Genomic DNA, 21,915 nt, shown 5'->3' on the forward strand with positions numbered 1-21,915 from the left:
TGACGCTCGGCTGCCTGAATCGCCACCCCGCCTTGGCGGGTGCTGTGGTCATGTCGTCCTGATCTAAATGCTACTGGGCCGGCTTGTAGATCTGGTCGAATATGCCTTCCTACCGAAGTGATGGCGCCGGACGTGTGGCACATGGCTGAAAAGCGCGGTTCATCGGTCGATGTAGCCGTGATGCGCGAGATAGTTGATAACCTGTTCGGCCAGCTCCTCCGACGCGCTCACCCCTGCCGCCAGCACAATTTCCGGCGACTCTGGCTCTTCATAGGGGCTGTCGATGCCAGTGAAATTTTTAAGTCGACCTAGACGCGCGCTCTTGTACAGTCCCTTTGGGTCCCGTTTCTCGGCCACGTGGAGAGGTGTACTCACGAAAATTTCGACATACTCTCCCGCAGCAAATAGCTCTCGGGCCATTTTGCGCTCGGCCCGGAACGGCGATATGAACGACGCCAAGACAATCAAGCCGGCGTCGACCATCAATTTCCCCACCTCACTGGCGCGCCGCAGGTTCTCGACACGGTCAGCATCCGTGAAACCAAGGTCACGGTTGAGGTCGTGGCGAACATTGTCACCGTCGAGAAGATATGTGTGCCGCCCCATTGAGACGAGGCGCTTTTCTACCAGGTTAGCAATCGTTGACTTGCCCGCCCCCGAAAGACCGGTAAACCACAAGATGACCGGTTTCTGACCTTTCAGGCGCGATCGTATGGCTTTGTTTATCTCCACTGCCTGGCAATGAATATTGGATGCCCGACGCAAGGCGAAAACAATCATTCCGGCACCGACCGTCTGGTTTGACAGCCGATCAATCATGATGAAGCCGCCCATAACGCGGTTGGACGAATACGGCTCGAACGCGATCGGCTCCTGCGTCGACAGGTTAAGTGCGCCGATCTCGTTTAGGTGGAGCGTCTTGGCCGCCAATTTTTGAAACGTATTCACGTCGACCTTGTACTTTATCTCCATCACGCTTGCACCCACAGTGCGCGAGCCAATCTTGAGATAATAGGTCCGCCCTGGGATGAGCTCGTCGTCGCTCATCCAGATCACGTGGGCCGAAAACTGATCAGAAACCTCGGGGCGGCTGGCAGCTGCACAAATGATGTCACCACGCGAAACATCAATTTCGTGTTCCAGAACCAAGGTAATCGCTTCGCCAGCCGCCGCCCATTCGTGCTGGCCGTCGTAGGTGATGATCGACTTGACCCTGGACGTACAACCGGACTGTGCGACAACGACTGGATCCCCAACGTTGACCACGCCACATGCGATTGTTCCCGAATAGCCACGGAAGTTCAAATTCGGTCTATTGACCCATTGCACCGGCAACCGGAATGGGCCGGCTGTTTCATCGCGGACCACATCGACGGTTTCGAGGTGCTCGATGAGCGTCGGCCCTTCATACCACGCCAACTTGGCGCTCCGCTCCGCCAGGTTGTCGCCAAAGCGTGCCGACATCGGAATGGAGAGTATCGTTTTGAAGCCAAGGTCCGCGATGAAAGTCTGATAGTCAGCGCCAATCCGATCAAAGGCCTTCTGGGAGTAATCCACCAGGTCGATCTTGTTGATTGCGGCAACGAGGTGCTTGATCCCAAGCAGCGACGCGATGAAAGTATGGCGGCGTGTCTGCGTGAGCACCCCCTTCCGCGCGTCGATGAGAATGACGGCAAGGTCGGCATTCGACGCGCCGGTCGCCATGTTGCGCGTGTATTGCTCATGGCCAGGCGTGTCAGCGACAATGAACTTGCGGCGATGGGTCGAAAAGAATCGATAGGCGACATCGATGGTGATGCCTTGTTCACGCTCCGCTTCCAAACCGTCCACCAGACGCGCGAAATCGATGTCATCTCCAGTTGTTCCGTGCTTACGAGAATCGCGTCTCAGACCCGCGAGCTGATCCTCAAAAAGCAGTTTGGCATCGTAAAGCAGGCGTCCGATCAGTGTCGATTTTCCGTCATCGACACTTCCACACGTCAGGAAGCGAAGCAGGTCCTTGCTTTCATGGCGCTCCAGGTACTGGCTGATCGCTGCGGGGTCTATCGGTATCGCGTTCATCAGAAGTATCCCTCCCGCCTCTTTTTTTCCATCGCCCCTGACTCGTCGTGATCGATTAGACGCCCAGAGCGCTCGGACGTTCGAGCAAACAGCATCTCGTAGACGATCTCCGCAACCGTCGACGCATCCGATTCAATTGCGGCGGTCAGCGGGTAGCAACCCAAAGTGCGAAAGCGCACCATTCTCATTTCCGGTATTTCGCCGGGCTCAAGCGGCAGCCGGTCATCATCGACCATTATCAGCACGTCCTGGCGCCACACGACCGGACGCTTGGCCGCGAAATAGAGCGAAACGACGGGAATGTTTTCCTTCAGGATGTACTGCCAAATGTCGAGCTCGGTCCAATTGGAAAGAGGGAAGACACGGATGGACTCCCCATGACGAATCCGCCCGTTGAAAACATTCCAGAGTTCCGGGCGCTGGGTCTTCGGATCCCAGTTGTGATTTTCCGTTCGAAAGGAAAAGATGCGCTCCTTGGCTCGGCTTTTCTCCTCATCGCGTCGAGCCCCGCCAAACGCTGCGTCGAATTTATACTTGGTCAACGCCTGCTTGAGTGCGTCGGTTTTCATAACGCTTGTGTAAGTGGAAGAGCCGTAAGTGAACGGGTTGATCCCTTCCTTCAAGCCCTGCATGTTGGTATGGACGATCAGATCCATGCCCGCGCACTCGGCAGCATCATCACGGAACTGAATCATCTGCTTGAATTTCCAAGTCGTATCGACGTGAAGTAGCGGAAAGGGCGGGCGCGACGGAAAGTACGCCTTGAGCGCCAAATGCAACATTACCGACGAGTCTTTGCCGATCGAATAGAGCATTACCGGGTTTTGAAATTCCGCCGCAACCTCGCGGAAAATGTGGATTGACTCTGCCTCAAGTCGCTTAAGGTGGGTCAATCTTCCGCTGGAGACGAAGGGGGTTCCATTCGTGGCCACCATATCGTGCAGCATCTCACGCTTTCCCTCTTCACGATCCTCCATCGACAGAGCGAGGCGTGCTTTTCATCCGCGGTGTGCTCGTGGAGCAATCGGGGACTACACCGAGCCTCTGAGCCCAATTTTTCCGACGTAGAATTCTGCTTCGCCGTAAGCGACAAGATTTGCAAAATCGACATCTGATCGTTGGCGCCCCCTTGTTGTAGGTCCCTCGAGATTAAGGACGATGCCACCAGCAACTCGCAGGATTGCGTCGCCAGCCGCCGTGTCCCACTCCATGGTTCTGCCTGGCCGGGGATAGGTGTCCGTCTCACCTGCCGCTACACGCCAGAGCTTCAGCAATGGCCCTGAGGGAACGGCGCTAACCATACGGTCCATTATGTCGATCCCGTCCAACTCTTCCGCCTGTGCGACTTTTGTACCGAGCTTTACGTGGGATACCGGGATACCTGGGATAAATGAGGCATATCGGCGACACTCGCTGTGACCGCGGACACAGTGAACTCGATATTTTCATGACAGGTTGGAGCAGCTGATATGCTGCTCGATCCGCAACTGCTCGATCCATTAAATGCGTTGCGACAAGGGGCTGAATTGGTTGGTTATGTGTATGACTGTCAGCCGTTCGAACACACGAGAGCGCGAATGTTGAATAGATCGGTGCGCTGGCGAGCAGGCAGCTGCGCCGCGCTCACATGCTTGTTACTCTTGTTCGTCTACGCGAACCTGTCGAATGGCCCTGCCCTAGCACAGGAGTACAACGTCGACGAGTACCGTCTGCAGACTGGCGACGTGATCGGCTTCGCGGTCATAGGCTATCCCGAGATGCAAAAGCGAGCTGTGATCGACCAGAGCGGTACAATTGTGTTGCCGGTCTTGGGCCCCCTAAAGGTTCGCCAGAAGACAATAGAGGATGTTCGCAAGGAGGTAATCGAGGTCCTAAAACCGAAGTCCCTTCCGCAACGATCCGCTGACGGCACTGAGAATTGGACCGGGTTCTATCCAGATCAGATTATAGTTGATATTGAGGAATACCGACCGGTCTATATCGACGGGGACATTGCCTCTCCTGGGACTCAGGCCTTCCGACCAGGAATGGCTGTCCGACAAGCTGTGGCTGCGGGCGGCGGCTATAAGCTCGGTCGCGGCGAGGTTGAAAACCCTGAAATGACAGTAGCGGACCTTGGCGGCCGCCGCTACGTTCTGCGCATCAAGTATCAGGAAAGCCAAATCAAGGCTGCTCGAATAGAGGCGCAGCTGAGCGGCGCCAGGGCGATCGAGGTTCCGGAGGCAGAACGTGACCCGAGCCTCGAACCCCGTCGCGACGAAGCTTTGCAGCAGGAACAGAAGCATCTTGAAGCTCTCTATGTGGATCAGGAGAAAGAGCGCGCTTCAATCAAGTTGGCCACGACCAAGGCGGCGGAACGGATGGGCTACCTGAAGGAGCAGCAGAAGGCGGATCAAGCTGGCGCGGCAGCGGATGCGGCTGAACTTGATCGCCTCAAGAAGCTCTTCGAAAAAGGTCTGATCCAGATCACCATGATCAACGATGCTCAACGCGCAGTGCTCTTGTCAGCGACCCGCGCTTTGCAAACCAACGCTGAGATCTCTCGACTTGAACGCGACCAAGGGGAATTGCAGCGCAGCCTTGAGAAGCTTACCGACCAGGGTCGAATTAACCTGTTGGCTGACTTGCAGACTGAAAGCGCGGCGATGATGGAAATGCGCGCTGAGATGGATTCTTTGGCCAAACAAATCGCCTATGTGAGGCAGCTGCGCAGCGACCTTTTGGCCGAAGGGGGCCGCCGGGTTATGATGGGTGTAACCCGTTCCAATGACGGAAAGACAGCGACGATCGAGGCGACCGAAGATACTCTGCTCGCTCCGGGTGACACCATCACAATTACGCTACAGGCCCCACCAGGAGCGGCGATCGCGAACTAACTGATTAAATATTGTTACGGCGTTCATCGTCACACCTCCCCTGCCAAACGGAGGACGAAACCCGCAAGCTGCTGCCGGGCACCTGAAGTGGACGACGGCCCGGGACTTGGTTCCGCCTTTTTACGCGGAGATAGAGCCCACCGCCGTCGCTATGTCGGTTTCAGCTCCTTGGCGCGAATAGTAGTTTCGGCTAATATATGCGTGAACGACCGATCCCAGCAACTCTGTGCCTAGGTTGCGGCGGATAGCAGCAAACGAAGAATGCTGAAAAGCAAAGAGATTCAGTGGTGGACGCCTGCACACACCAAGGGAGAAGGGTTTGGATGACACTCCGTCCGTCAATCTCTCGTCAGGTCTTTGCGAACTTCACGCTGCCTGATTGTCTAATTGATATCTCGTCCAAAAATCATTTCTGGCCAATATGGGGGCGATTGCAATTCTCTTCCTTCGGGCGCGACTAGGGATGGCGGATTTGCCGGGCAATTCACAGCACTCTGCCCACACGCTCGTGGCGGTTATCATCCCTGCCTACAACGCAGAGCCATTCATCGAGCGTACCTTGGCGTCCGTGCTCGCCCAAACGCATAAAAATACGGAAATAATAGTCGTTGACGATGGTTCGACCGACGCAACAGCATCGATCGTTCGACGACTGGCTGATGGCGACGGGCGCATCAAATTGCTCCAACAGAAGAATGGTGGCGTCGCGTCGGCGCGGAATGCGGGGGTGCGGGCAAGCAAGGGCATCTTTATAGCGCCTGTAGACGCCGATGATCTCTGGCACCCGACCAAGCTCGAAAAGCAGCTGCGTGTTTTCGCGGCGGCTGGCAATGATCTAGGGCTTGTCTACACACTTTACCGGACGATTGACGCCGATGATATGGTGATCATCACGCCGAAGCAGAGGCACCCAAATGGATGGGTGTTCATGCAGCATCTCGGACAAAATTTCATCGGCAACGGCAGTTCGGTGATGTTTCGGCGCGATGTTCTCTTCGAAATGGGTGGCTACTCCTCGCGACTGCGCGAGAGCGGTGCAGAGGGTTGCGAGGACTTCTTCATCCAACAGAGCATTGCCTCCAAATACCGTTTCGGCGTCGTTGAGGAGCATCTTGTCGGATACCGCCGAACGCCAGGGAATATGTCGGCAGATTTCGTGCGAATGCTCATCTCGCGTCGGATGGTGCTCGAGAGCGTACTTGCCCGCTGCACAGAGGCGGTGAAGCCGGTCCTGCTGGATGCGATCTTCCGCACCGATGTCGAGATTGCCAAGCTTGGGCTGATGACACACCGATTTGCTGCTGTCGCCAGGAACTGCACTAAAATGCTCTGGCGATCACCTGTGCAGTTCGCGAAACTCGTTGCCGCATTTACGGCCATTTTCCTGCGCAAGGCGAAGCGAGCACTTCCCCAACCGGAAAGCGAGGACCGCAGCTCAGGGGAAAACGGCTCGGAGAGCGGAGGAAATTTTTGGAACTACTCTATTCATGAGTTTGCGGATTCCGCCGAGAAAGCCGACTACCGCGTGGTGCTCAGCAATCTTGCTGTAATGGACGAGAAGCTTGGACCAAGCGGAGCCTATTTGACGCGGCTTCCCGAAGGAGGGACGCTTGCAATGCCCAACGAGGACACGAATTCGGACAGCCTATGTCCCCTTCGTGACATGAGATGAAGAAGCTGTTGCTGGCTGGAGGAGCAGGATTCATCGGGTCGCACCTGGTCGACCGGCTTCTCAAAAGAAACGATTTGGACATGCTGGTTGTGGTCGACAGCCTATGGACCGGCAGAGCAGAAAACGTTGGTCATATCCGAGATCAACGCCTAGTGCTGGTCCGCTCCGAGGTGGAGCATTTCAAATCCGATTTCCAATTCGACGAGATCTTTCATCTTGCCTCGCCCGCGTCGCCGCCGGTCTATATGCGGGAGCCCGAGCGTACCGTCTCAGCAAATCTAATTGGCGCTATGCGGCTCTTGAAGCTGCTCAAAAAGGATGGGCGAATCTGCTTTGCGTCGTCCTCGGAGGTTTATGGAAATCCGTTGGTCAACCCGCTGCCCGAGACGTATCGGGGGTCAGTGGACTGTACGGGCCCGCGCTCTTCCTACGACGAAGGCAAGCGCTGCACCGAGGCGCTCCTCTTCGAAAGCAACCGTGTCCGCGGCGTCGATGTGCGGGTTGCCAGGCTCTTTAACGTCTACGGCCCGCGCACCCGAGCCGATGATGGGCGTGCTGTTTCCAACTTTATCGCCAATGCGTTGGCCGGCAAGCCGATCGTCGTCCATGGTGATGGTCTCCAAACCCGCAGCTGGGGTTATGTCGACGATATTGTCGATGGGCTCGAACGGCTGTTCTGGCTGGAGAACTTCAATCATGTGGGAGCAGTCAACGTAGGAAACGACCGGGAAATTTCGGTGCTTGAGATCGCGCAGTATGTTGCAGGCCTCATTCCCGGAACGACCATTGTTCATGGTGAGCCGGCGCCGCAGGATCCGACCAACCGGCGTCCTGACCTGACCCTATGCCGAAGAATCTTGCCGGGGTGGTCGTGCAAAGTGCCCTATGAAGAGGGTCTCGTGCGCACATTGCGCTGGTTTGAGGCCAATGGTGGAATTGCGGAAATGAGGGCAACTCACGCGATCTAGAGCCAGCAATGATCGGCATGATCTGAGATAGGCGGGCGGCATGGACTGCGGAGCGGAAGGTGAATGAGTCAACGGTTCGCGTGACCGTCCTTATTGTCACTTACAATCACGCACGCTACGTGGCGGCTGCGATCGACAGCGCTCTCATGCAAGAGGCCGATTTCGGTGTCGAGATATTGATCAGTGAAGACTTTTCGACCGACGGAACCCGGAAGATTGTCGAGCGATATGTTTCCAACCATCCTGAAAGGCTGTCGGCGATCTATTCCGGCAGTAATGTGAGATCGAACGAAGTCGTCACGAGAGGACTCCGGATGGCGCGTGGGCGGTACGTCTCGATCCTCAATGGCGACGACCTGTGGACATCCACGACCAAGCTCAAAGATCAGGCGGCCCATCTCAACGCGCACCCGGAACTCTCCGCAATATTCCACAATGCAGTCGTGGCGGATGGCGATGAGTTCACATCGACGCGGTGGACGCGGGCGGACCAGAAACCCATCGTGACGCAAAGGGATATCTGGGAAGGCAATCCTTTCGCAACTTGCGCCGGCATGATGCGAACCGCGTGCGTTCGAAATGTGCCGTGGTGGTATGCTGATTTCTTTCCGATAACTGACTGGCCGCTGTATGTGCTTTGCGCAAGGACAGCAGATCTCGCTTTTGTCGACGAGGTAGCAGGTGTCTACCGTCTGTATCCGGGCGGACTCATATCGGCACTGCCAAACCGACCCAAGCTGGATGCAATAGAAGGATTCTACCGGCGCATGGCGCAGGTCATGGACACGCAGGTGGCAAATTCTGCCCGCGGCGGCTGCTCCCGCTACTTTTATGAATGGTCAATGCGGTATCTGGTAGAAGGCGATTTGCCATCGGCCAGATCGTGCTTCCTGCGGAGCCTTCGCAGCGGTGGCATCGGACGTGACGTGGACAAACGCGACATTGTCAGGTTGGGGCTGCACCTGCTGAAGTCCTCGGTGCTCCAGCGATGACGGCGGTCCGTGACTTCGAGTATCGCGATCCGATCTCGCCGTTGCCACGGGAGGCTGCACGCCCGAAATGGTCAGTGATGATCCCCGCCTGTAATTGCGCCTGCTTTCTTGCCGCAACGCTGGAAAGTGTGCTGGCGCAGGACCCCGGCCCGGCTCAAATGCAAATCGAGGTGGTTGACGACTGTTCTTCCGATGATCCGCAAAGAGTCTTGAATGAAATCGGTGGGAACCGCGTTGGCTTTTTCCACCAGCCGCAAAATCTAGGGCATATCGGCAACTTCCATACCTGCCTGGATCGTGCCCAGGGCGAACTCGTACATCTCCTGCACGGCGACGACGCCGTCCGCCCCGGCTTCTACGAATTGCTCGGACGAGGCTTCGATGCGGACCCGAGTACAGGCGCGGCATTCTGCCGGGCGATCTTCATGGATGCCCACGGACAGGAGCTGTCGATCCCGCCTGTAATGCAGTCAAGCCCCGGACGGCTCGAGAATGCGGCGGCTCGACTGGCGTTGGAACAGCACGTCATGACGCCATCAATCGTGGTGCGCCGCGCGGTCTACGAAGAACTCGGCGCCTTCGACCGGCGGCTCAAATGCAGTGAAGACTGGGAGATGTGGGTCCGCATCGCTTCTCAATTTCCTGTCTGGTACGAACCGCAGGCCCTTGCACTTTATCGGATGCACCCCCAATCGAACACAGGGCGCCATATCCGAAGTGCCGAGGACATGGCCTACACGCGAATGGCGATCGATATTTTCAAGAGCTATCTTCCAACCGAGCTTGCGGACGATGTCGCCGCGTCGGCCCGGCGGACCTATGCGCTAAGCGCTCTCGAGACTGCGCGGCGACTGTTCGGCGCCGGCGATTGGGCTGGATGCTTGGCGCAGATGAGCGAAGCGTTCCGCTTCGATCCCTCACTCAAGACAATTGGTCGTATGCTGCGGCTCGTTGCAAGACAGGGAGGCAGGATTGTCCATCCTAGTTGAAACCGCGCAGCGGCCTGCAGGACTCCGGGAAGATGAACCGGTCCGGCTCGTTTTGGCCGGATGTGGAGCTGTCACAAGGCTCTACTATGCGGAAGCGCTTTCACGCCTTCAAAGCAGAGGCCAAGTTGCAGTCGCGGGGATATTCGATCCAGATGCGAAGCAGGCCGCACTCGTTCAGGCGCGACTGCCCTCAGCCAAGGTTGCGGCCAGTTTCGACGGCCTTTTGGCTATGGACGCCGATATTGCGATCATTGCTTCGCCACCTGGATATCACGCTGATCAGTCGACACAAGCGTTGGAAGCCGGGATGCATGTTCTGTGCGAAAAGCCGATGGCCACGAGCAGCTCCGAGGCGGCTCGTATCCTTGCGGCAGCGGCAGCCAACAATCTTCATGTGGCAACAGGGCTCGTCAGAAGGCAGTTCCCTGCGACGCGGTCGATAAAGGCCATGCTGGAGGGCGGAATGATCGGACGGTTACGAAGCGTCAGTTGTTTTGAGGGCGGCTCCTTCCAGTGGCCGGTGGCTTCGATGAGCTATTTCAGCTTCGCGGAGTCCGGTGGTGGTGTGCTTCAGGATATCGGCACGCATTGCCTTGACCTCCTGACCTGGTGGTTTGGAGAGCCCGACGAAATCCACTACGCCGATGACGCAATGGGCGGCGTCGAGGCGAACTGCCTTGTCCGGCTGCGTTTTGGCGGCTTCGACGCGACGGTCAGGTTGAGCCGGGATTGGGCTCGCCCGAATCTGTACCGCCTTGAGGGCGAACGTGGCTCGATTTCCTGGACGGTCAATGAGACCGAGACTGTGGAGGTCGCCTTGAATGGAAGTCGCACGACAGGCTGCGTTTCCTTCACCAATGCCGACGGCCGGTCGCGCGATTTTGTCGATGCATTTTGCGATCAGGTTTCGGGCTTGGTGGATGCGGTCCGAAATGGGGCCCCCCTTTCCGTGCCGGCCAGTGTTGGGCGCAATGTGGTCGATCTGATCGAAGGATGCTATGCTAGACGGAAACTGATGGACATGCCGTGGCTCGGTCCGGAAGAATTGCTCCATGTCGCTGCTTCCGCCGGGACCAGACAATGACCGGCACTGTTGCAGTGCTTGGCGCCAACGGTTTCATAGGTTGCCGCACCGTGGAGTTGCTGCAACTTTCCGGCTGGGCGAATGTGAGGCCGATCGTTCGCAGGCCGGATGCTTTCGCCAGTCTGTCTCGCTTTGCGATTGACGCAATGGTGGCGGATGCGCGTGATATTCAGGCTCTTACCGCTGCCTTTACGGGCTGTCAGTACGTCGTACATGCAGTTGCCGGTGACGCCCGCACCATCGTCGATGCTATCGAGCCAGTCTATCATGCAGCCACCGCTGCCGGCGTGCTTCGTCTGATCTATCTCAGCAGCGCTTCCGTTCATGGCCAATCGCCCCCGCCCGGGACGGACGAAACGAGCGCGTTGCATGACGATCAGACGATCGAGTACAACAATACGAAGATTCATGCCGAACGCCGTCTCGGGCAACTGTCACGCGACGGCGCGGTGCAGGTAGTGGTGCTGCGGCCCGGAATTGTCTTTGGCCCACGCTCCAGTTGGACCGGTGGTTTTGCCGACGAGCTCATTGACGGTTCGGCCTACCTGGTGGATGGCGGTCGTGGTATCTGCAACAGCGCCTATGTCGACAATGTCATTCACGCGATCAAGCTCGCCATCGAAGTGCCCGAGGCCTCTGGGCGAACCTATCTGATCGGAGACCGGGAAGAGATCAGTTGGGCAGATCTTTGCCGACCGATCGCCGAGGCACTGGGGTTCGACCTGGCCGCGATTTCGGCTTCAGCGCCATTGTCATTTGCTCCGAGATGGAAACAAGGACTGAAGGAAAGCCAAGGATATCGGCGGCTTGTCCGAAGCCTGCCAAGGCCTGTTCGCAGCGGACTGAAGGCAGGCTATGCCGAGTGGCGGAAGGCAGGACGCAATGCGACCGGTGCGACTACGGCCCCAACGGTCATGGTATCGGAGGAGCGTGCACTTTTGCACCAGTGCCAGACGAAACTTCCATGGCGCAAGGCCGAGCGTGAGCTCGGATACCAGCCTGCCGTCAGCTTCGAGGAAGCATGTCGGCGATCTGTCGGCTGGTTGACCTTTGCCGGCTACCCGACCTGCCGAAACGGAGCGGGTGAGAGATGACCACCCGCCCCGCTGCATCCAGCGTTTCAGTTGTCATCACGACCTACAATCATGCGCGGTTCCTTGCCGAAGCGATCGACAGCGTCCGCAATCAGACCGTGAAGCCGGATGAGATCATCATTGTGGACGATGGGTCGTCGGACAATCCCGAAAGTGTTGTTCGTCGATATGACGACGTCCACTACATCCGCCAAAAAAACCAGGGTTTGGCCGCTGCCCGTAACACCGGGATGACGGCAGCGCGCGGCGAATTCATTGCCTTCCTGGATGCCGACGACAGGCTGCGCCCGGTAGCGCTGGCCACCAATCTTGCCTTGTTTCACGACAATCCCGATTGCGCGTTGGTCTACGGCGCTTTCCGCTACATCGACGAGGCCGGTGCAGTCAGGAATACTGTACCACTGAGGTCGGTGGGCGAGGACCCGTATGCATGCTTCCTGACCGACAACCTGATTGGAATGCATGCGACGGTGCTCTATCGCCGCAGGACATTGGAAGCCGCCGGCGGATTTGACCGGTCACTGCGGGCTTGCGAGGACTACGACGTCTACCTTCGCCTATCTCGGGCGAACAAGGTGGCCTGCATTCCGGAATACCTCGCAGATTACCGTCGGCACGCAACGAATATGTCGAACAGCAATCCGATGATGTTGCGCGCGGCGCTGAAGGTCCTTCGCCGGCAGCGGGACGTCGCGCAGACCAATCCGGATTGGGCGGCCGCCTACCGTCAGGGTGTCGAAAAATGGAAGTGCTATTATACGGACAAGCAACTGGGACAGCTTGGTACAGCGCTTCGGTTCCGCTCTTCACTCGCCGGTCAACTCAGCAGCACTATCGCCGTTTCGCTTGCAGCGCCGTTACAGACCGCTGTGATGCTCCGGCATCGTCTCAGGCGCCGGTCAAGTCGGCACCGCTCGAGCGCCCGGTTCGGTGACCTCGAGCGTACCGTACCCTTCAGCACGGAGTTCGGTTTTGATCGCGGCAAGCCATTGGACCGCCGCTATGTCGAGACTTTCCTCGCGTCCTGTTCGTTGAACATATCCGGAAGGGTCCTGGAGATCGGTGACAACGCCTATACGATGCGTTTCGGAGGCAGTCGGGTTACCGCAAGCGATGTTCTGAACCGTTATAACGGCCACCCGTTGACAACCTTCGTGGGTGATCTGGCGAATAACGACGATCTGCCGTCCGAGACCTTCGATTGTATCGTACTCACCCAGACCCTGCACCTTCTTTTCGATCTACCTGCTGCAGTCGCAACCCTGTGGCGGATCCTGAAGCCGGGAGGCGTTCTCCTGATTACAGTGCCTTGGGTCAGCCCGATTGACAGGAGAGAATGGGGCGAGAGCTGGTTCTGGTCGATAACTCCGGCTGCCCTAAGGCGACTTCTGTCGGACAGGTTCGGGGCGAAGAACGTCGAAGTCAGTCACTATGGAAACGCGTATTCTGCTACGGCCTTCCTCTACGGCCTGGCGGAACATGAGCTGAATTCGGCATTACTTGATGTGCACGACCCCTATTGTCCGGTAATAGTCGCGGCGCGGGCTTTCAGGCGATGAGCGGCGCCGTGACAGCGCGTCAAACTGTCAGCAAATTCCTGCGACGGGGGCGCCTGCTTGCCGGTTTCGGCCGACCTATCGTGCTGATGTATCACCGCATCGCAGAACCGCTCGTCGATCCTTGGGAACTCGCGGTTTCGCCGCAAAATTTCGCACGCCAGATCGAACTTCTTACGAAAGCGCGGGACATTGTTCCCCTGCAATGGCTGGCGCAACGGCTTGGGGAGAGACGGTCACCGAGAAATGCGGTGGCAATCACCTTTGACGACGGCTACGCGGATGTCCTCCAAAACGCCGTGCCGATCATGCGGCGTATGAACTGTCCTGCGACTGTCTTCGTCACCACCCATGCGATCACCGATCCCTCAGTGTTCTGGTGGGACATTCTATCCCGCATCATTTTGGAGATGCCTGCTCTCCCGAACACTCTGGAGATCGAGATCGCTGGCCGAAACTATGACTGGCGCGTTTGGGAGGACGCAATGCCGGCGGACTCCAATAACGCGATCAACCGCACGACGCTCCATTTCAACTTGCACGCACTGCTGAAGCCGTTGAGTCCACACGAACGCGAGAAGGCCCTTGAGCGGCTGGCAAGATGGGCAGGAACCGACGCCAGTCCCCGAGGGCGCGATCGCGCCATGACGCATTCGGAGCTGCGGCAGCTCGCCGACACCGATGGCGTTTCGATCGGCGCCCACACCTGTACGCACCCATCCTTGCCGCTACTGAAACGGGACGAGCTTGAACGCGAGATTTCAGGCAGCCGCCAACAATGCGAGGAGATTACAGGACGGCGGGTGGTGGGATTCGCATACCCGTTTGGAGATTTCGATGGCAGCACCGCCAACGCCGTAAGGTCTGCCGGCATAGACTATGCAGTAACTACCCTGCCGCGTGAAGCTGGGCCTCGCGTCGACCCTTACCGATTGCCGCGCGTTACGGTCGCCGATTGGGGTGAAGCTGACTTTCGGCGCATGGTGCTGTGCCATGGCTGACAATTCAGGCGGACAGCCGCGTGTCACGGCAATTATAGTCGTGTTCAATGGTGAGAGTTATCTCCGGGAAGCTGTTGACAGCATTGTAGGTCAAAGCTTCACCGACTGGGAACTCCTCGTTGTCGACGATGGCTCGACTGACCAGTCGCCCGCCATCATACGCGGTTATGAGCAGCGGCTGCCGGGCAAGGTGCGACTATTGTCTCACCATGACAATGGCAATCACGGTATCAGCGCCTCGCGCAACCGTGGACTGACGGAAGCGCGCGGCGCCTACGTCGCATTTCTCGACGCAGACGATGCATGGCTGCCCGAAAAGCTTTCCGAACAGGTCTCTATTATGGAAAGCGATCCGGCGCTCGGCATGATCTATGGCCGGACTCTGATCTGGCATAGCTGGCAAGAGGCTGCTGACCGCGCGGACTTCTACTACCCGCTCGGCGTCGAACCAGACACCCGATACGAGCCTCCCGTGCTGTTTGAGCTGCTACTTCAGAACGAGGTCCAGACGCCGACAACATGCAATGCCCTGATGGGTTCAAGCTTATTCGCAACGCTTGGGGGGTTCGAGAACAGCTTTCGCCTGATGTTCGAGGACCAGACGTTCTTTGCCAAGGCGCTCGCATTCGCGCCCGCCTACGTGTCCGGCCGGACCTGGGCAAAATACCGCCAGCATTCTGAAAGTTGCTCTGTTGCCTGCTCTGAGGCAGGCACTGACGAGGCCGCGCGTATCACGTTTCTCACATGGCTAAATCGCACAATGGCGGATAAGGGCGCCTCTTTCCGCATTCGTTCAGCAATCTGGAAAGCGCTTGCGCGCGAGCGCCGCAAGGTGATCAAGCGAAGTATCAAAGGATGGCTTCGGCGATGACTTCCCTGCCGCGAGTGACGATCATAACCCCCTTCCTCAATGCGGAGGCAACTCTGGGCGAAGCGATCGCCAGCGTCCAAGCCCAGACAGTTGCGGACTGGGAGCTTTTGCTGGTCGACGATGGCTCGACGGATGACAGTGTCAGGATCGCCAATGATGTTGCAGCAACCGATCCTCGGATCGAGGTGCTGAACAGGCCTCCCGGATCCAAGCGTGGCGCGGCGGCAGCGAGAAACGCCGGAATAGAGGCCGGCAGCGGCGATTTGCTTGCCTTCCTGGATGCAGACGATCTGTACGAACCGCATATGCTCCGGACGGTTCTGGCGGCAGCCGATGCCAACCCGGAAGCCGCAATGATCTTCGGGCCGACGAGATGGTGGTATCCAGACGGTGAGCGCCCCGACTGGATCGAGCCGACGGACGGGCTTGCTGGCCGTTTGCATCAGCCCCCGCGGCTTCTAAGGCGACTTCTGCTGATCCAGAACGGTCACGTTCCGTGTACCTGTTCGGTGCTCTTGCGAAGGAGCGCGATCAGCACGGTCGGCGGCTTTGAGGAGCGCTTCGATCTCTATGAAGACCAAGCTCTGTGGGCGAAGCTATTCCTGCGTCTTCCCGTCTTTGTCACGCCTGTAACTCTGGCACGCTACCGGCAGTATTCCGGTTCGACGTCGGCGGCGGCGGCTGAGCGAGGGGTCTACGACGGCATGGGGAAACACCCTGCCCGCGCTGCATTCCTCGACTGGGTCGCGCAACATTTGCAGGAGAGTGGACTGCGAGGCTTCCACGTCCGATGGACGCTGCGGCTGGCGCGTGCGCCCTACGTCGTGCCGCCGACGATTGGAAGCAGGGCCGACCGGCTTATCCTGAAGATCATGATGTGGACAGCAAAGCAACGGCGCCGGATTCGGCGTAAACTCGTGCGTGCTTCAGTTTGAAAGCAAGCGTCAACGCCTAGTCACCCATCGGTGCGGAAAGCTGACACTGCCGAAGCCGGGTTGGGCGGTAACCGGTCGGTTGTCGAGCAAGCCGGGCATGACATCGAACGCGGCGGCGGTCTCGACCTGGTCTTCGACCACTCTGTCGTCCGCCACTAGCGCCACATCAATCCTGTAGCGCCCTGGTCTCAGCATAAGGCTCTCTACATGCACCGTGTAGACTTCGCCCTGACGATCATGCTCGGAGTGCTCCATCGTGTCGAATGACGTCACAGGATCGCCGAGGTCGTCAATAATGGTAATAAGGCATTGTGCAAGTTCGCGCGGCCCATCGACCTGAAGCCGAAAAACCGCCGGCTGCCCCGACGCGACGGGACCCGTTTTGTTGAAAACCTCGATGCCGACGACACGCAGGCGGCCTCGCCCGGTGCGCGTCGTTCGTGTACTCAGATCGGTGCTCGCTCGCGCTTCCAGTGTCTGCAGATAATTCCGGACCAGGTCGCCCGTCGGGCCGTCGGCCAGGATCGTCCCGCCGTCGATAAAAATTGCGCGGTTGCAAAGCCGCTGCAGAACCGACATCTGGTGGCTAGCGATCAGCACTGTGCGGCCCGTTTCGGCGACGCTTTCGGCCTTGGCAATGCATTTCTTCTGGAATGCGGCATCGCCGACGGCCAATATCTCATCGATCACCAGAATATCGGGATCGACATGCGCGGCAACCGCGAAGGCCAAGCGTAAGTACATGCCGCTTGAGTAACGCTTAACAGGCGTGTCGAGAAACGGCTCGATGCCGGAGAAATCGACGATTTCATCGAGCTTGGATCTGATCTCGGCGCGGCGCATGCCGAGTATCGCTCCGTTGAGATAGATGTTCTCGCGGCCGGTCAGCTCCGCGTGGAACCCCGTGCCGACCTCCAGCAAAGCTCCCAGCCGTCCGCGTATCGTCGCGCGACCGGAAGTCGGCTCCACAATCTGCGCCAATATCTTGAGAATGGTGCTCTTTCCCGCGCCGTTGGGTCCGATCACGGCAAGGACTTCGCCCGCGCGCACCTGGAAGGAGACGTTCCTCAGGGCCCAGAATTGATCGTCTCCACCGTTGCGTCGACCCAAAGCGGACTTCCTGTGAAGGATTCGCCTTGCGCCGCTGGCCAGCGCGTCCCGCAAGGTAGGGAAGCTATTGTTCGCCACCCCCAGTCTGTAGGCCTTGGAGAGATTGGTGGCTTCAATCACTGTGTCGGTCATTGCTCAGATCAGGTCCGGAAACGCGCGTTCGGACTTTGAGAAAATAGCCAGTCCGGCAACGAGAAGGGCCAGCGAGGAGAGAGTCGATATCGAGATCATGACCCAATCGGCGGGCGTGCCCAGTACGCTCCAGCGCATGGCTTCGACTATCCCCACCATAGGGTTCAGGCTGTAGAGCGGCCGCCAAAAGTGCGGCACGAGATTGCCCGGATAGACAACCGGAGTCATGAACAGAACTATCTGAAGGCTGAACGGCACGAGATATCCCACATCGCGAAAGCGGACATTGATCGCAGATAGTGCCACTCCCAGCCCCGTCGCAGACGCAGCCATGACGAGCACGAACAGTGGCAGGAAGATCACCTGCGGTGCCGGCCAGATTCCGAATGCCAGCAGCGCCGCGAACAAAAGAGTGAGGCCGACGATCATATCGGTCAGGCACGTGGCCATAGCGGATATGGGAATGATCAGACGCGGAAAATAGACGCGCTTCACAAGTTCCTGGTTGCCGACAAGGCTGCCCGTCATGCTGCCAACCGCTCGCGAAAAAAAATTCCACGGCACGAGCCCACACAGGACAAACAGCGGGTATGGCGCTCCGTTTGATGAGATGCCCACGAGTCGGCCAAACAAGACGCTGAAGACCGACATGGCAACGAGCGGCTGCAGCATTGCCCAGAGCACACCCAGATAAGTCTGGCGGTATTTGACCTTGAAGTCGCGCCAGGCCAGGAAGAACACAACTTCCCGATATCGCCAAAGTTCGGAAAGGTCGATCAGCCGCCGCTTGCGGGACGGATCGATCACTGTCTCAACAGCTAAAGGTTGCGGGTCTGTCCGTACCGACACTATGATGGCGTCCGCCCTCCCTTGACGGCCCCATTGAGGCCTACATTTCCGCGCAGTGCAATCAGGACTTTCTCCGAAGTCTATTCTCGGGGAACGCTCGAATGCCTGGACTATTTTTTCAGCCTCCGCCAGCCGGCTCTGCGAGAATAGCCACCGCGGTGATTCCGGATCAGAAACAGGAGCCCTAAGACCCCTGCGCCGAAACTGCCGAGGCAAAACGCCCAGCGCCACGCGTCGAGCCCAAATGGCTGGAGCGGCGCAAGCCAGCGGGCGATGAAGATGTAGCAGTGGGGGCCAAGGGCGGCGGTGGTGCTGACGAGAAGGATCAGCATGCCACGGCGTCTGGGCGGCAGGATTTCCGTCAGGTAGGAAATGACCAGAGGTGGAAGGCCCCAAGAGCGATGCCCGAATGCCACGCAGCACTGTAAAGGATTGGATGTCTCGGCTAAACGCGGCAAGGAGCGAGACCACAGTGAGGAACAGCAACACGCCAGAGAGCACCAACTTTCGCCCGTAACGATCGGCGACCCATCCCGTGGGGCCCCAATGAACATCGAGGACAGTAGCCAGGAGAGTTGCGCCGGATCAACCGGATTGGGTGGCTCGGAGAATACTGCGGAAGGGGCGCTGTCGATGCGATTTCCGCGACATCGAAGCAGAAGGCGTCGGCACAAACGATAAGCACCAGGAGGTGTAATCTCGTCAAGTCAGGCCGAGGTTTGGTGCAGCCCGCCATGGTCGAACGCACACAAGATCGCTTTGTCATCTCACAACCGGCGCTGTGCCGCCGCCACCTCATAGCTCGTCTCGCCCGCTTCAAGGCGTGCCATCGCCCGCTGCCGCAGATCTACCGAATAGGCTTCGCCATCAGTCACGACCTCCACGGCCGGGACATCGAATTTGATTTGCTCAATCTTGGGAATCTGGATTCAGCCAAAACGCGAACCGCTCTAGCCTAGGAGTCTAGGCTACGTGCGCCTCCGATAGCAGATGGCCTCTTCGATAGTGGGTCTCGCGATGTAGCGCTCTCCGCTAGCACCTAATCAATCAAGATCAAGCAGTTGCGTGAGCAACCGCTACCACCAGCCACACTCTGGGTAGACGTCGACGCGCGTCGGAGAGTTTTCGTTAGTCGGCGGTGGCACGCGCCGGCGGGATTGTCTTGATGCGACGCGGGATCTATTTCGCGAGCCAGCCACCGTCAAAGCGTCAAACGGCAGGATCGCTCCATCACGTACGACGCTGCGCCCGCGCCCAGGTAGGACAAAGTCTATATATTTTAGTTACCGAGCAATCTTCAGCGCGGCCGATGGATAGCCGGAAAGTATCTGTGCGCGCCAAGCATCTTCTTCATTCGGAGCTGCTGTCAGCCTCTTATGAGTGACTCGACGAAACCGGCCAGCACAATCAGGACAAGACCTCCCAGCAGCCCTGCTATTCCGGCTCCGATTAACATGGTCGGCGTCAGGCCGTCGGCGTGGTGGCGGATGAGGCGCCCAACCCCCGGAATGCGCGCGGAGGGCCACACAAAGAGCAAGCCGCCGATGCCGCCAACAAGCAGTCGGCTGTCCTGCCAAGACAAAAACTTGGCACCCAGCGACCCAGGCCATTCCGACCGCGGCGCCGCAGACAAATTCTACAAACAGCAGTATGCTTGGGACCCCAGGCATGGCTAAGGGAGCTCCACCATAGAATCCTACGTCGCTGGGTCTGCGGACGCTCCGAGTGAGCGCATCGCGCAGAGCCTGTTCCCACAACGCGCCGAGTTGTTGCACGCAAGCATTTCGATATATCCGGAGATCGTAGTGCATGAAGGAGACGAGCCAAATGTCGTCGGCGACTTCGGTGATTCCGAGCCTCTGGCCGGCGAGCACGGTGGAGATGTTGATCTTCTTCTCTTCTTCCTGTGCATGCAGCTGCGCAGATGCCGCCGCAGGGCGGCGCTCCTCCTCCCTGTGTCTCGCCGCCGCCACGTCATTGCCAGGCAGCCGAAGGCAACGGCCCGTGGCCAATTCAGTGGTCCGCGTCCGATCCCACGGCTGATCTCGCAACGCGGTCGGCCTTTCCGCGAGCATAGCTAGGCATCTTGACGGCAATGATGGAGAGAATACCGATGATTATGCCGGCGATTACATCTATTAAATGATGACCGCCTTCAGGCAGAGTGGCCACAATCATGGCGGCATTCACCATGGCCAACACGACAAAAAGTGGCCGGATGGTCCGCGCGGCATAGACCAATGCCAATCCAAGTGCCGTGTGGAACGACGGGAACGTGACGAGCCCTGTGCCTTTAGTCATAATTAGATCAAACGGCTCGCCTGATCGCAGCGCCATAAGCACATGATGGTGCCACATTCCGGCATCAGTGGTGAAGTTCGAAAATAGCCCGCGCGCCGGCTTGAAATAGGCATAAGCGCCTTCAGCTGGCGCCAACGCCATCAGTGCGCCCGTGAAGACCGAGGCAACCGCTAGAAGAGCCACAAACTCCAGTGCTCGTTCTCGTTGGTTTCTCACCGCGTGGACTAACAAAACGAGCGGCATTTGAAACGCCAGCACATGATAAGCAAAAACCAGGACGGATGCTGTAGTCGGCTGGTTGGTCGTGGCCAGAAACCACCGCCAGTCGAAACCGAGGCAGGAATCGATAGAAGCTAGAACCGGGTCTGCCAGCGGCCTTGAGGTGGCCGACGCCAGGTACATGAAGACGGTGGTTGAAATGGCGAGCGGTATGAATGCAACTGCGGAAACGACCAGGATTCTCAAGCAGCCACAAAGATGTTTGATTATGCTGGCGATTGGGCTTGTATCAGATCTCAATCTATGGAGGGCAATTGCCGATGCCATCCAAGATGCGCTGAGGACAAGGGCCACCTTGCCTATGTCAACCCAGTTCCTCGGTGAAAAATCGACTGTAGAAAATGGCAACCAAAAAATGTCAATCAGCCCGAAAAGAGCTGTGACCAAGGCAATAGTTACTAAGTGATTTCGAGTTTCAACACCTCCGTCAGCCAATGAAGCATTCCTAACGCCGCCGTGTAAGATCACCAGGCATGCCCTTACATCTGTACACTGCAGGTCAGCATGGGGCACAGTCACTGCCATCGGCACAATGAGGATAAAGACGGAATGAGCATTGGCGTGGTCTGCCCATAGGCTTCGTATTCGGGGAACACCGCTCGCAAGACCCTCTCCTCGTTCACGAGCCGCCGATATTGGAAAGCCAGGGCAATCGCGCAGATTGCGACGGTCGCCCATGTCGCGTTGCCGAGAAGAATGCCGAGCAGGACGATCGCTTCGCAGACGTAGAGCGGGTGACGCACGATCTGGTAAGGCCCTGCCGTGACGAGCCGCCTGGCCTGCGCGGTGATGCTGAAGGATCTGCCAAGCCAGAACAGGCACAAGATGCAAAGAGCGAAACCAACTATGGTGGTCAGGTCCGCAACAAACTCGATCTGCGGAGCTGCCTGGATGCGAGGGACCGCGATCAAAGTTGCGGTGGCAAAGCATCCGATGAGCGCAGAGATTCGGGGTTCAATTCCGTGCGCTGTTCCCAGGGGCGGAAGACGCGCCACTGTCATCACAACGACGAGCACGAGAAAGCCGAGAGCGGCGACATCTGCGGTGAGATCGATAATCCACGCCACCGTCCATTCTGCGCCGGCAAGAGCTACCAAGAACGTTGCGGCCTTCAAAGTCGCGCAGAACGTGAAGTAGAGTGTCAT

General features: G+C 58.1%; 20 protein-coding genes and 1 pseudogene. 12 read left to right on the top strand and 9 right to left on the bottom strand.

Annotated elements, in window-relative coordinates; genetic code table 11:
- Nucleotides 1-159: 159 nt before the first annotated feature.
- From cysN to NKJ13_RS26825, 3 genes are all read right to left on the bottom strand, one after another.
- Nucleotides 160-2,061, bottom strand: a complete 1,902-nt coding sequence (gene cysN, locus NKJ13_RS26815; protein ID WP_352706271.1) for a sulfate adenylyltransferase subunit CysN — start codon at nucleotides 2,059-2,061, stop codon at nucleotides 160-162.
- On the bottom strand, nucleotides 2,061-3,008 hold the full coding sequence (gene cysD / locus NKJ13_RS26820) for a sulfate adenylyltransferase subunit CysD (protein ID WP_352739470.1): 948 nt from the start codon (nucleotides 3,006-3,008) through the stop codon (nucleotides 2,061-2,063). Before cysD ends, cysN begins: the two co-directional genes overlap by 1 nt.
- An 84-nt stretch (nucleotides 3,009-3,092) precedes the next feature.
- Nucleotides 3,093-3,371: an inositol monophosphatase family protein gene (locus tag NKJ13_RS26825; protein ID WP_502899863.1), complete on the bottom strand. Its 279-nt coding sequence runs from the start codon at nucleotides 3,369-3,371 to the stop codon at nucleotides 3,093-3,095.
- A gap of 159 nt (nucleotides 3,372-3,530) precedes the next feature.
- Here NKJ13_RS26825 and NKJ13_RS26830 point away from each other — a divergent pair, with 159 nt between their 5' ends.
- The 11 genes from NKJ13_RS26830 (at nucleotide 3,531) to NKJ13_RS26880 (ending at nucleotide 16,099) form a co-directional block, all read left to right on the top strand.
- Complete coding sequence (locus NKJ13_RS26830) at nucleotides 3,531-4,937, top strand: polysaccharide biosynthesis/export family protein (protein WP_352778835.1); 1,407 nt, start codon at nucleotides 3,531-3,533, stop codon at nucleotides 4,935-4,937.
- Between the two features lie 421 nt (nucleotides 4,938-5,358).
- A complete protein-coding gene (locus NKJ13_RS26835; RefSeq protein ID WP_502899859.1) occupies nucleotides 5,359-6,609 on the top strand; it encodes a glycosyltransferase family 2 protein in 1,251 nt (416 codons plus the stop codon).
- Nucleotides 6,606-7,577 carry an NAD-dependent epimerase/dehydratase family protein gene (locus NKJ13_RS26840; protein ID WP_352706280.1) on the top strand — a complete coding sequence of 324 codons (972 nt, stop codon included), beginning with the start codon at nucleotides 6,606-6,608 and terminating at the stop codon, nucleotides 7,575-7,577. Before NKJ13_RS26835 ends, NKJ13_RS26840 begins: the two co-directional genes overlap by 4 nt.
- Before the next feature lie 59 nt (nucleotides 7,578-7,636).
- The gene (locus NKJ13_RS26845; protein ID WP_352706283.1) at nucleotides 7,637-8,569 is read left to right on the top strand and encodes a glycosyltransferase family 2 protein; all 933 of its coding nucleotides are present in this window, start codon (nucleotides 7,637-7,639) and stop codon (nucleotides 8,567-8,569) included.
- Nucleotides 8,566-9,558 carry a glycosyltransferase family 2 protein gene (locus NKJ13_RS26850; protein WP_352706284.1) on the top strand — a complete coding sequence of 331 codons (993 nt, stop codon included), beginning with the start codon at nucleotides 8,566-8,568 and terminating at the stop codon, nucleotides 9,556-9,558. The genes NKJ13_RS26845 and NKJ13_RS26850 overlap by 4 nt, the downstream gene beginning before the upstream one ends.
- Nucleotides 9,542-10,642 (top strand): Gfo/Idh/MocA family protein, encoded by a 1,101-nt coding sequence (locus NKJ13_RS26855; RefSeq protein WP_352739468.1) that lies wholly within the window; start codon nucleotides 9,542-9,544, stop codon nucleotides 10,640-10,642. Before NKJ13_RS26850 ends, NKJ13_RS26855 begins: the two co-directional genes overlap by 17 nt.
- The gene (locus NKJ13_RS26860) at nucleotides 10,639-11,736 is read left to right on the top strand and encodes an NAD-dependent epimerase/dehydratase family protein (protein WP_352739467.1); all 1,098 of its coding nucleotides are present in this window, start codon (nucleotides 10,639-10,641) and stop codon (nucleotides 11,734-11,736) included. The genes NKJ13_RS26855 and NKJ13_RS26860 overlap by 4 nt, the downstream gene beginning before the upstream one ends.
- On the top strand, nucleotides 11,733-13,295 hold the full coding sequence (locus NKJ13_RS26865) for a glycosyltransferase (RefSeq protein ID WP_352739465.1): 1,563 nt from the start codon (nucleotides 11,733-11,735) through the stop codon (nucleotides 13,293-13,295). The genes NKJ13_RS26860 and NKJ13_RS26865 overlap by 4 nt, the downstream gene beginning before the upstream one ends.
- Nucleotides 13,292-14,293: a polysaccharide deacetylase family protein gene (locus NKJ13_RS26870; RefSeq protein WP_352739463.1), complete on the top strand. Its 1,002-nt coding sequence runs from the start codon at nucleotides 13,292-13,294 to the stop codon at nucleotides 14,291-14,293. The genes NKJ13_RS26865 and NKJ13_RS26870 overlap by 4 nt, the downstream gene beginning before the upstream one ends.
- On the top strand, nucleotides 14,286-15,164 hold the full coding sequence (locus NKJ13_RS26875) for a glycosyltransferase family 2 protein (RefSeq protein WP_352706295.1): 879 nt from the start codon (nucleotides 14,286-14,288) through the stop codon (nucleotides 15,162-15,164). The genes NKJ13_RS26870 and NKJ13_RS26875 overlap by 8 nt, the downstream gene beginning before the upstream one ends.
- The gene (locus tag NKJ13_RS26880; RefSeq protein ID WP_352739461.1) at nucleotides 15,161-16,099 is read left to right on the top strand and encodes a glycosyltransferase; all 939 of its coding nucleotides are present in this window, start codon (nucleotides 15,161-15,163) and stop codon (nucleotides 16,097-16,099) included. The genes NKJ13_RS26875 and NKJ13_RS26880 overlap by 4 nt, the downstream gene beginning before the upstream one ends.
- A 9-nt stretch (nucleotides 16,100-16,108) precedes the next feature.
- On the opposite strand, the gene NKJ13_RS26885 is transcribed toward NKJ13_RS26880, so the two are convergent.
- From NKJ13_RS26885 to NKJ13_RS26895, 3 genes are all read right to left on the bottom strand, one after another.
- Nucleotides 16,109-17,341: an ABC transporter ATP-binding protein gene (locus tag NKJ13_RS26885; RefSeq protein WP_352778838.1), complete on the bottom strand. Its 1,233-nt coding sequence runs from the start codon at nucleotides 17,339-17,341 to the stop codon at nucleotides 16,109-16,111.
- A gap of 3 nt (nucleotides 17,342-17,344) precedes the next feature.
- Nucleotides 17,345-18,190 carry an ABC transporter permease gene (locus NKJ13_RS26890; protein WP_352778840.1) on the bottom strand — a complete coding sequence of 282 codons (846 nt, stop codon included), beginning with the start codon at nucleotides 18,188-18,190 and terminating at the stop codon, nucleotides 17,345-17,347.
- A 110-nt stretch (nucleotides 18,191-18,300) separates the two neighbouring features.
- Nucleotides 18,301-18,522 (bottom strand): hypothetical protein, encoded by a 222-nt coding sequence (locus tag NKJ13_RS26895; protein ID WP_352706303.1) that lies wholly within the window; start codon nucleotides 18,520-18,522, stop codon nucleotides 18,301-18,303.
- 402 nt (nucleotides 18,523-18,924) lie between these two features.
- Here NKJ13_RS26895 and NKJ13_RS26900 point away from each other — a divergent pair, with 402 nt between their 5' ends.
- Nucleotides 18,925-19,149: a hypothetical protein gene (locus NKJ13_RS26900; protein WP_352706304.1), complete on the top strand. Its 225-nt coding sequence runs from the start codon at nucleotides 18,925-18,927 to the stop codon at nucleotides 19,147-19,149.
- A gap of 837 nt (nucleotides 19,150-19,986) precedes the next feature.
- Here the strand turns inward: NKJ13_RS26900 and NKJ13_RS31665 are convergent.
- The 3 genes and pseudogenes from NKJ13_RS31665 to NKJ13_RS26915 all read right to left on the bottom strand — a co-directional run.
- Nucleotides 19,987-20,085 (bottom strand): annotated as a pseudogene (locus NKJ13_RS31665) (transposase); the annotation flags it as partial.
- Nucleotides 20,086-20,203: 118 nt separating this feature from the next.
- Nucleotides 20,204-21,205, bottom strand: a complete 1,002-nt coding sequence (locus NKJ13_RS26910) for a phosphatase PAP2 family protein (RefSeq protein WP_352706306.1) — start codon at nucleotides 21,203-21,205, stop codon at nucleotides 20,204-20,206.
- An 80-nt stretch (nucleotides 21,206-21,285) separates the two neighbouring features.
- A complete protein-coding gene (locus NKJ13_RS26915) occupies nucleotides 21,286-21,915 on the bottom strand; it encodes a methyltransferase family protein (protein ID WP_352507990.1) in 630 nt (209 codons plus the stop codon).

It is taken from the genome of Mesorhizobium sp. M0174, from assembly GCF_040322275.1.
Classification (GTDB): Bacteria; Pseudomonadota; Alphaproteobacteria; order Rhizobiales; family Rhizobiaceae; genus Mesorhizobium.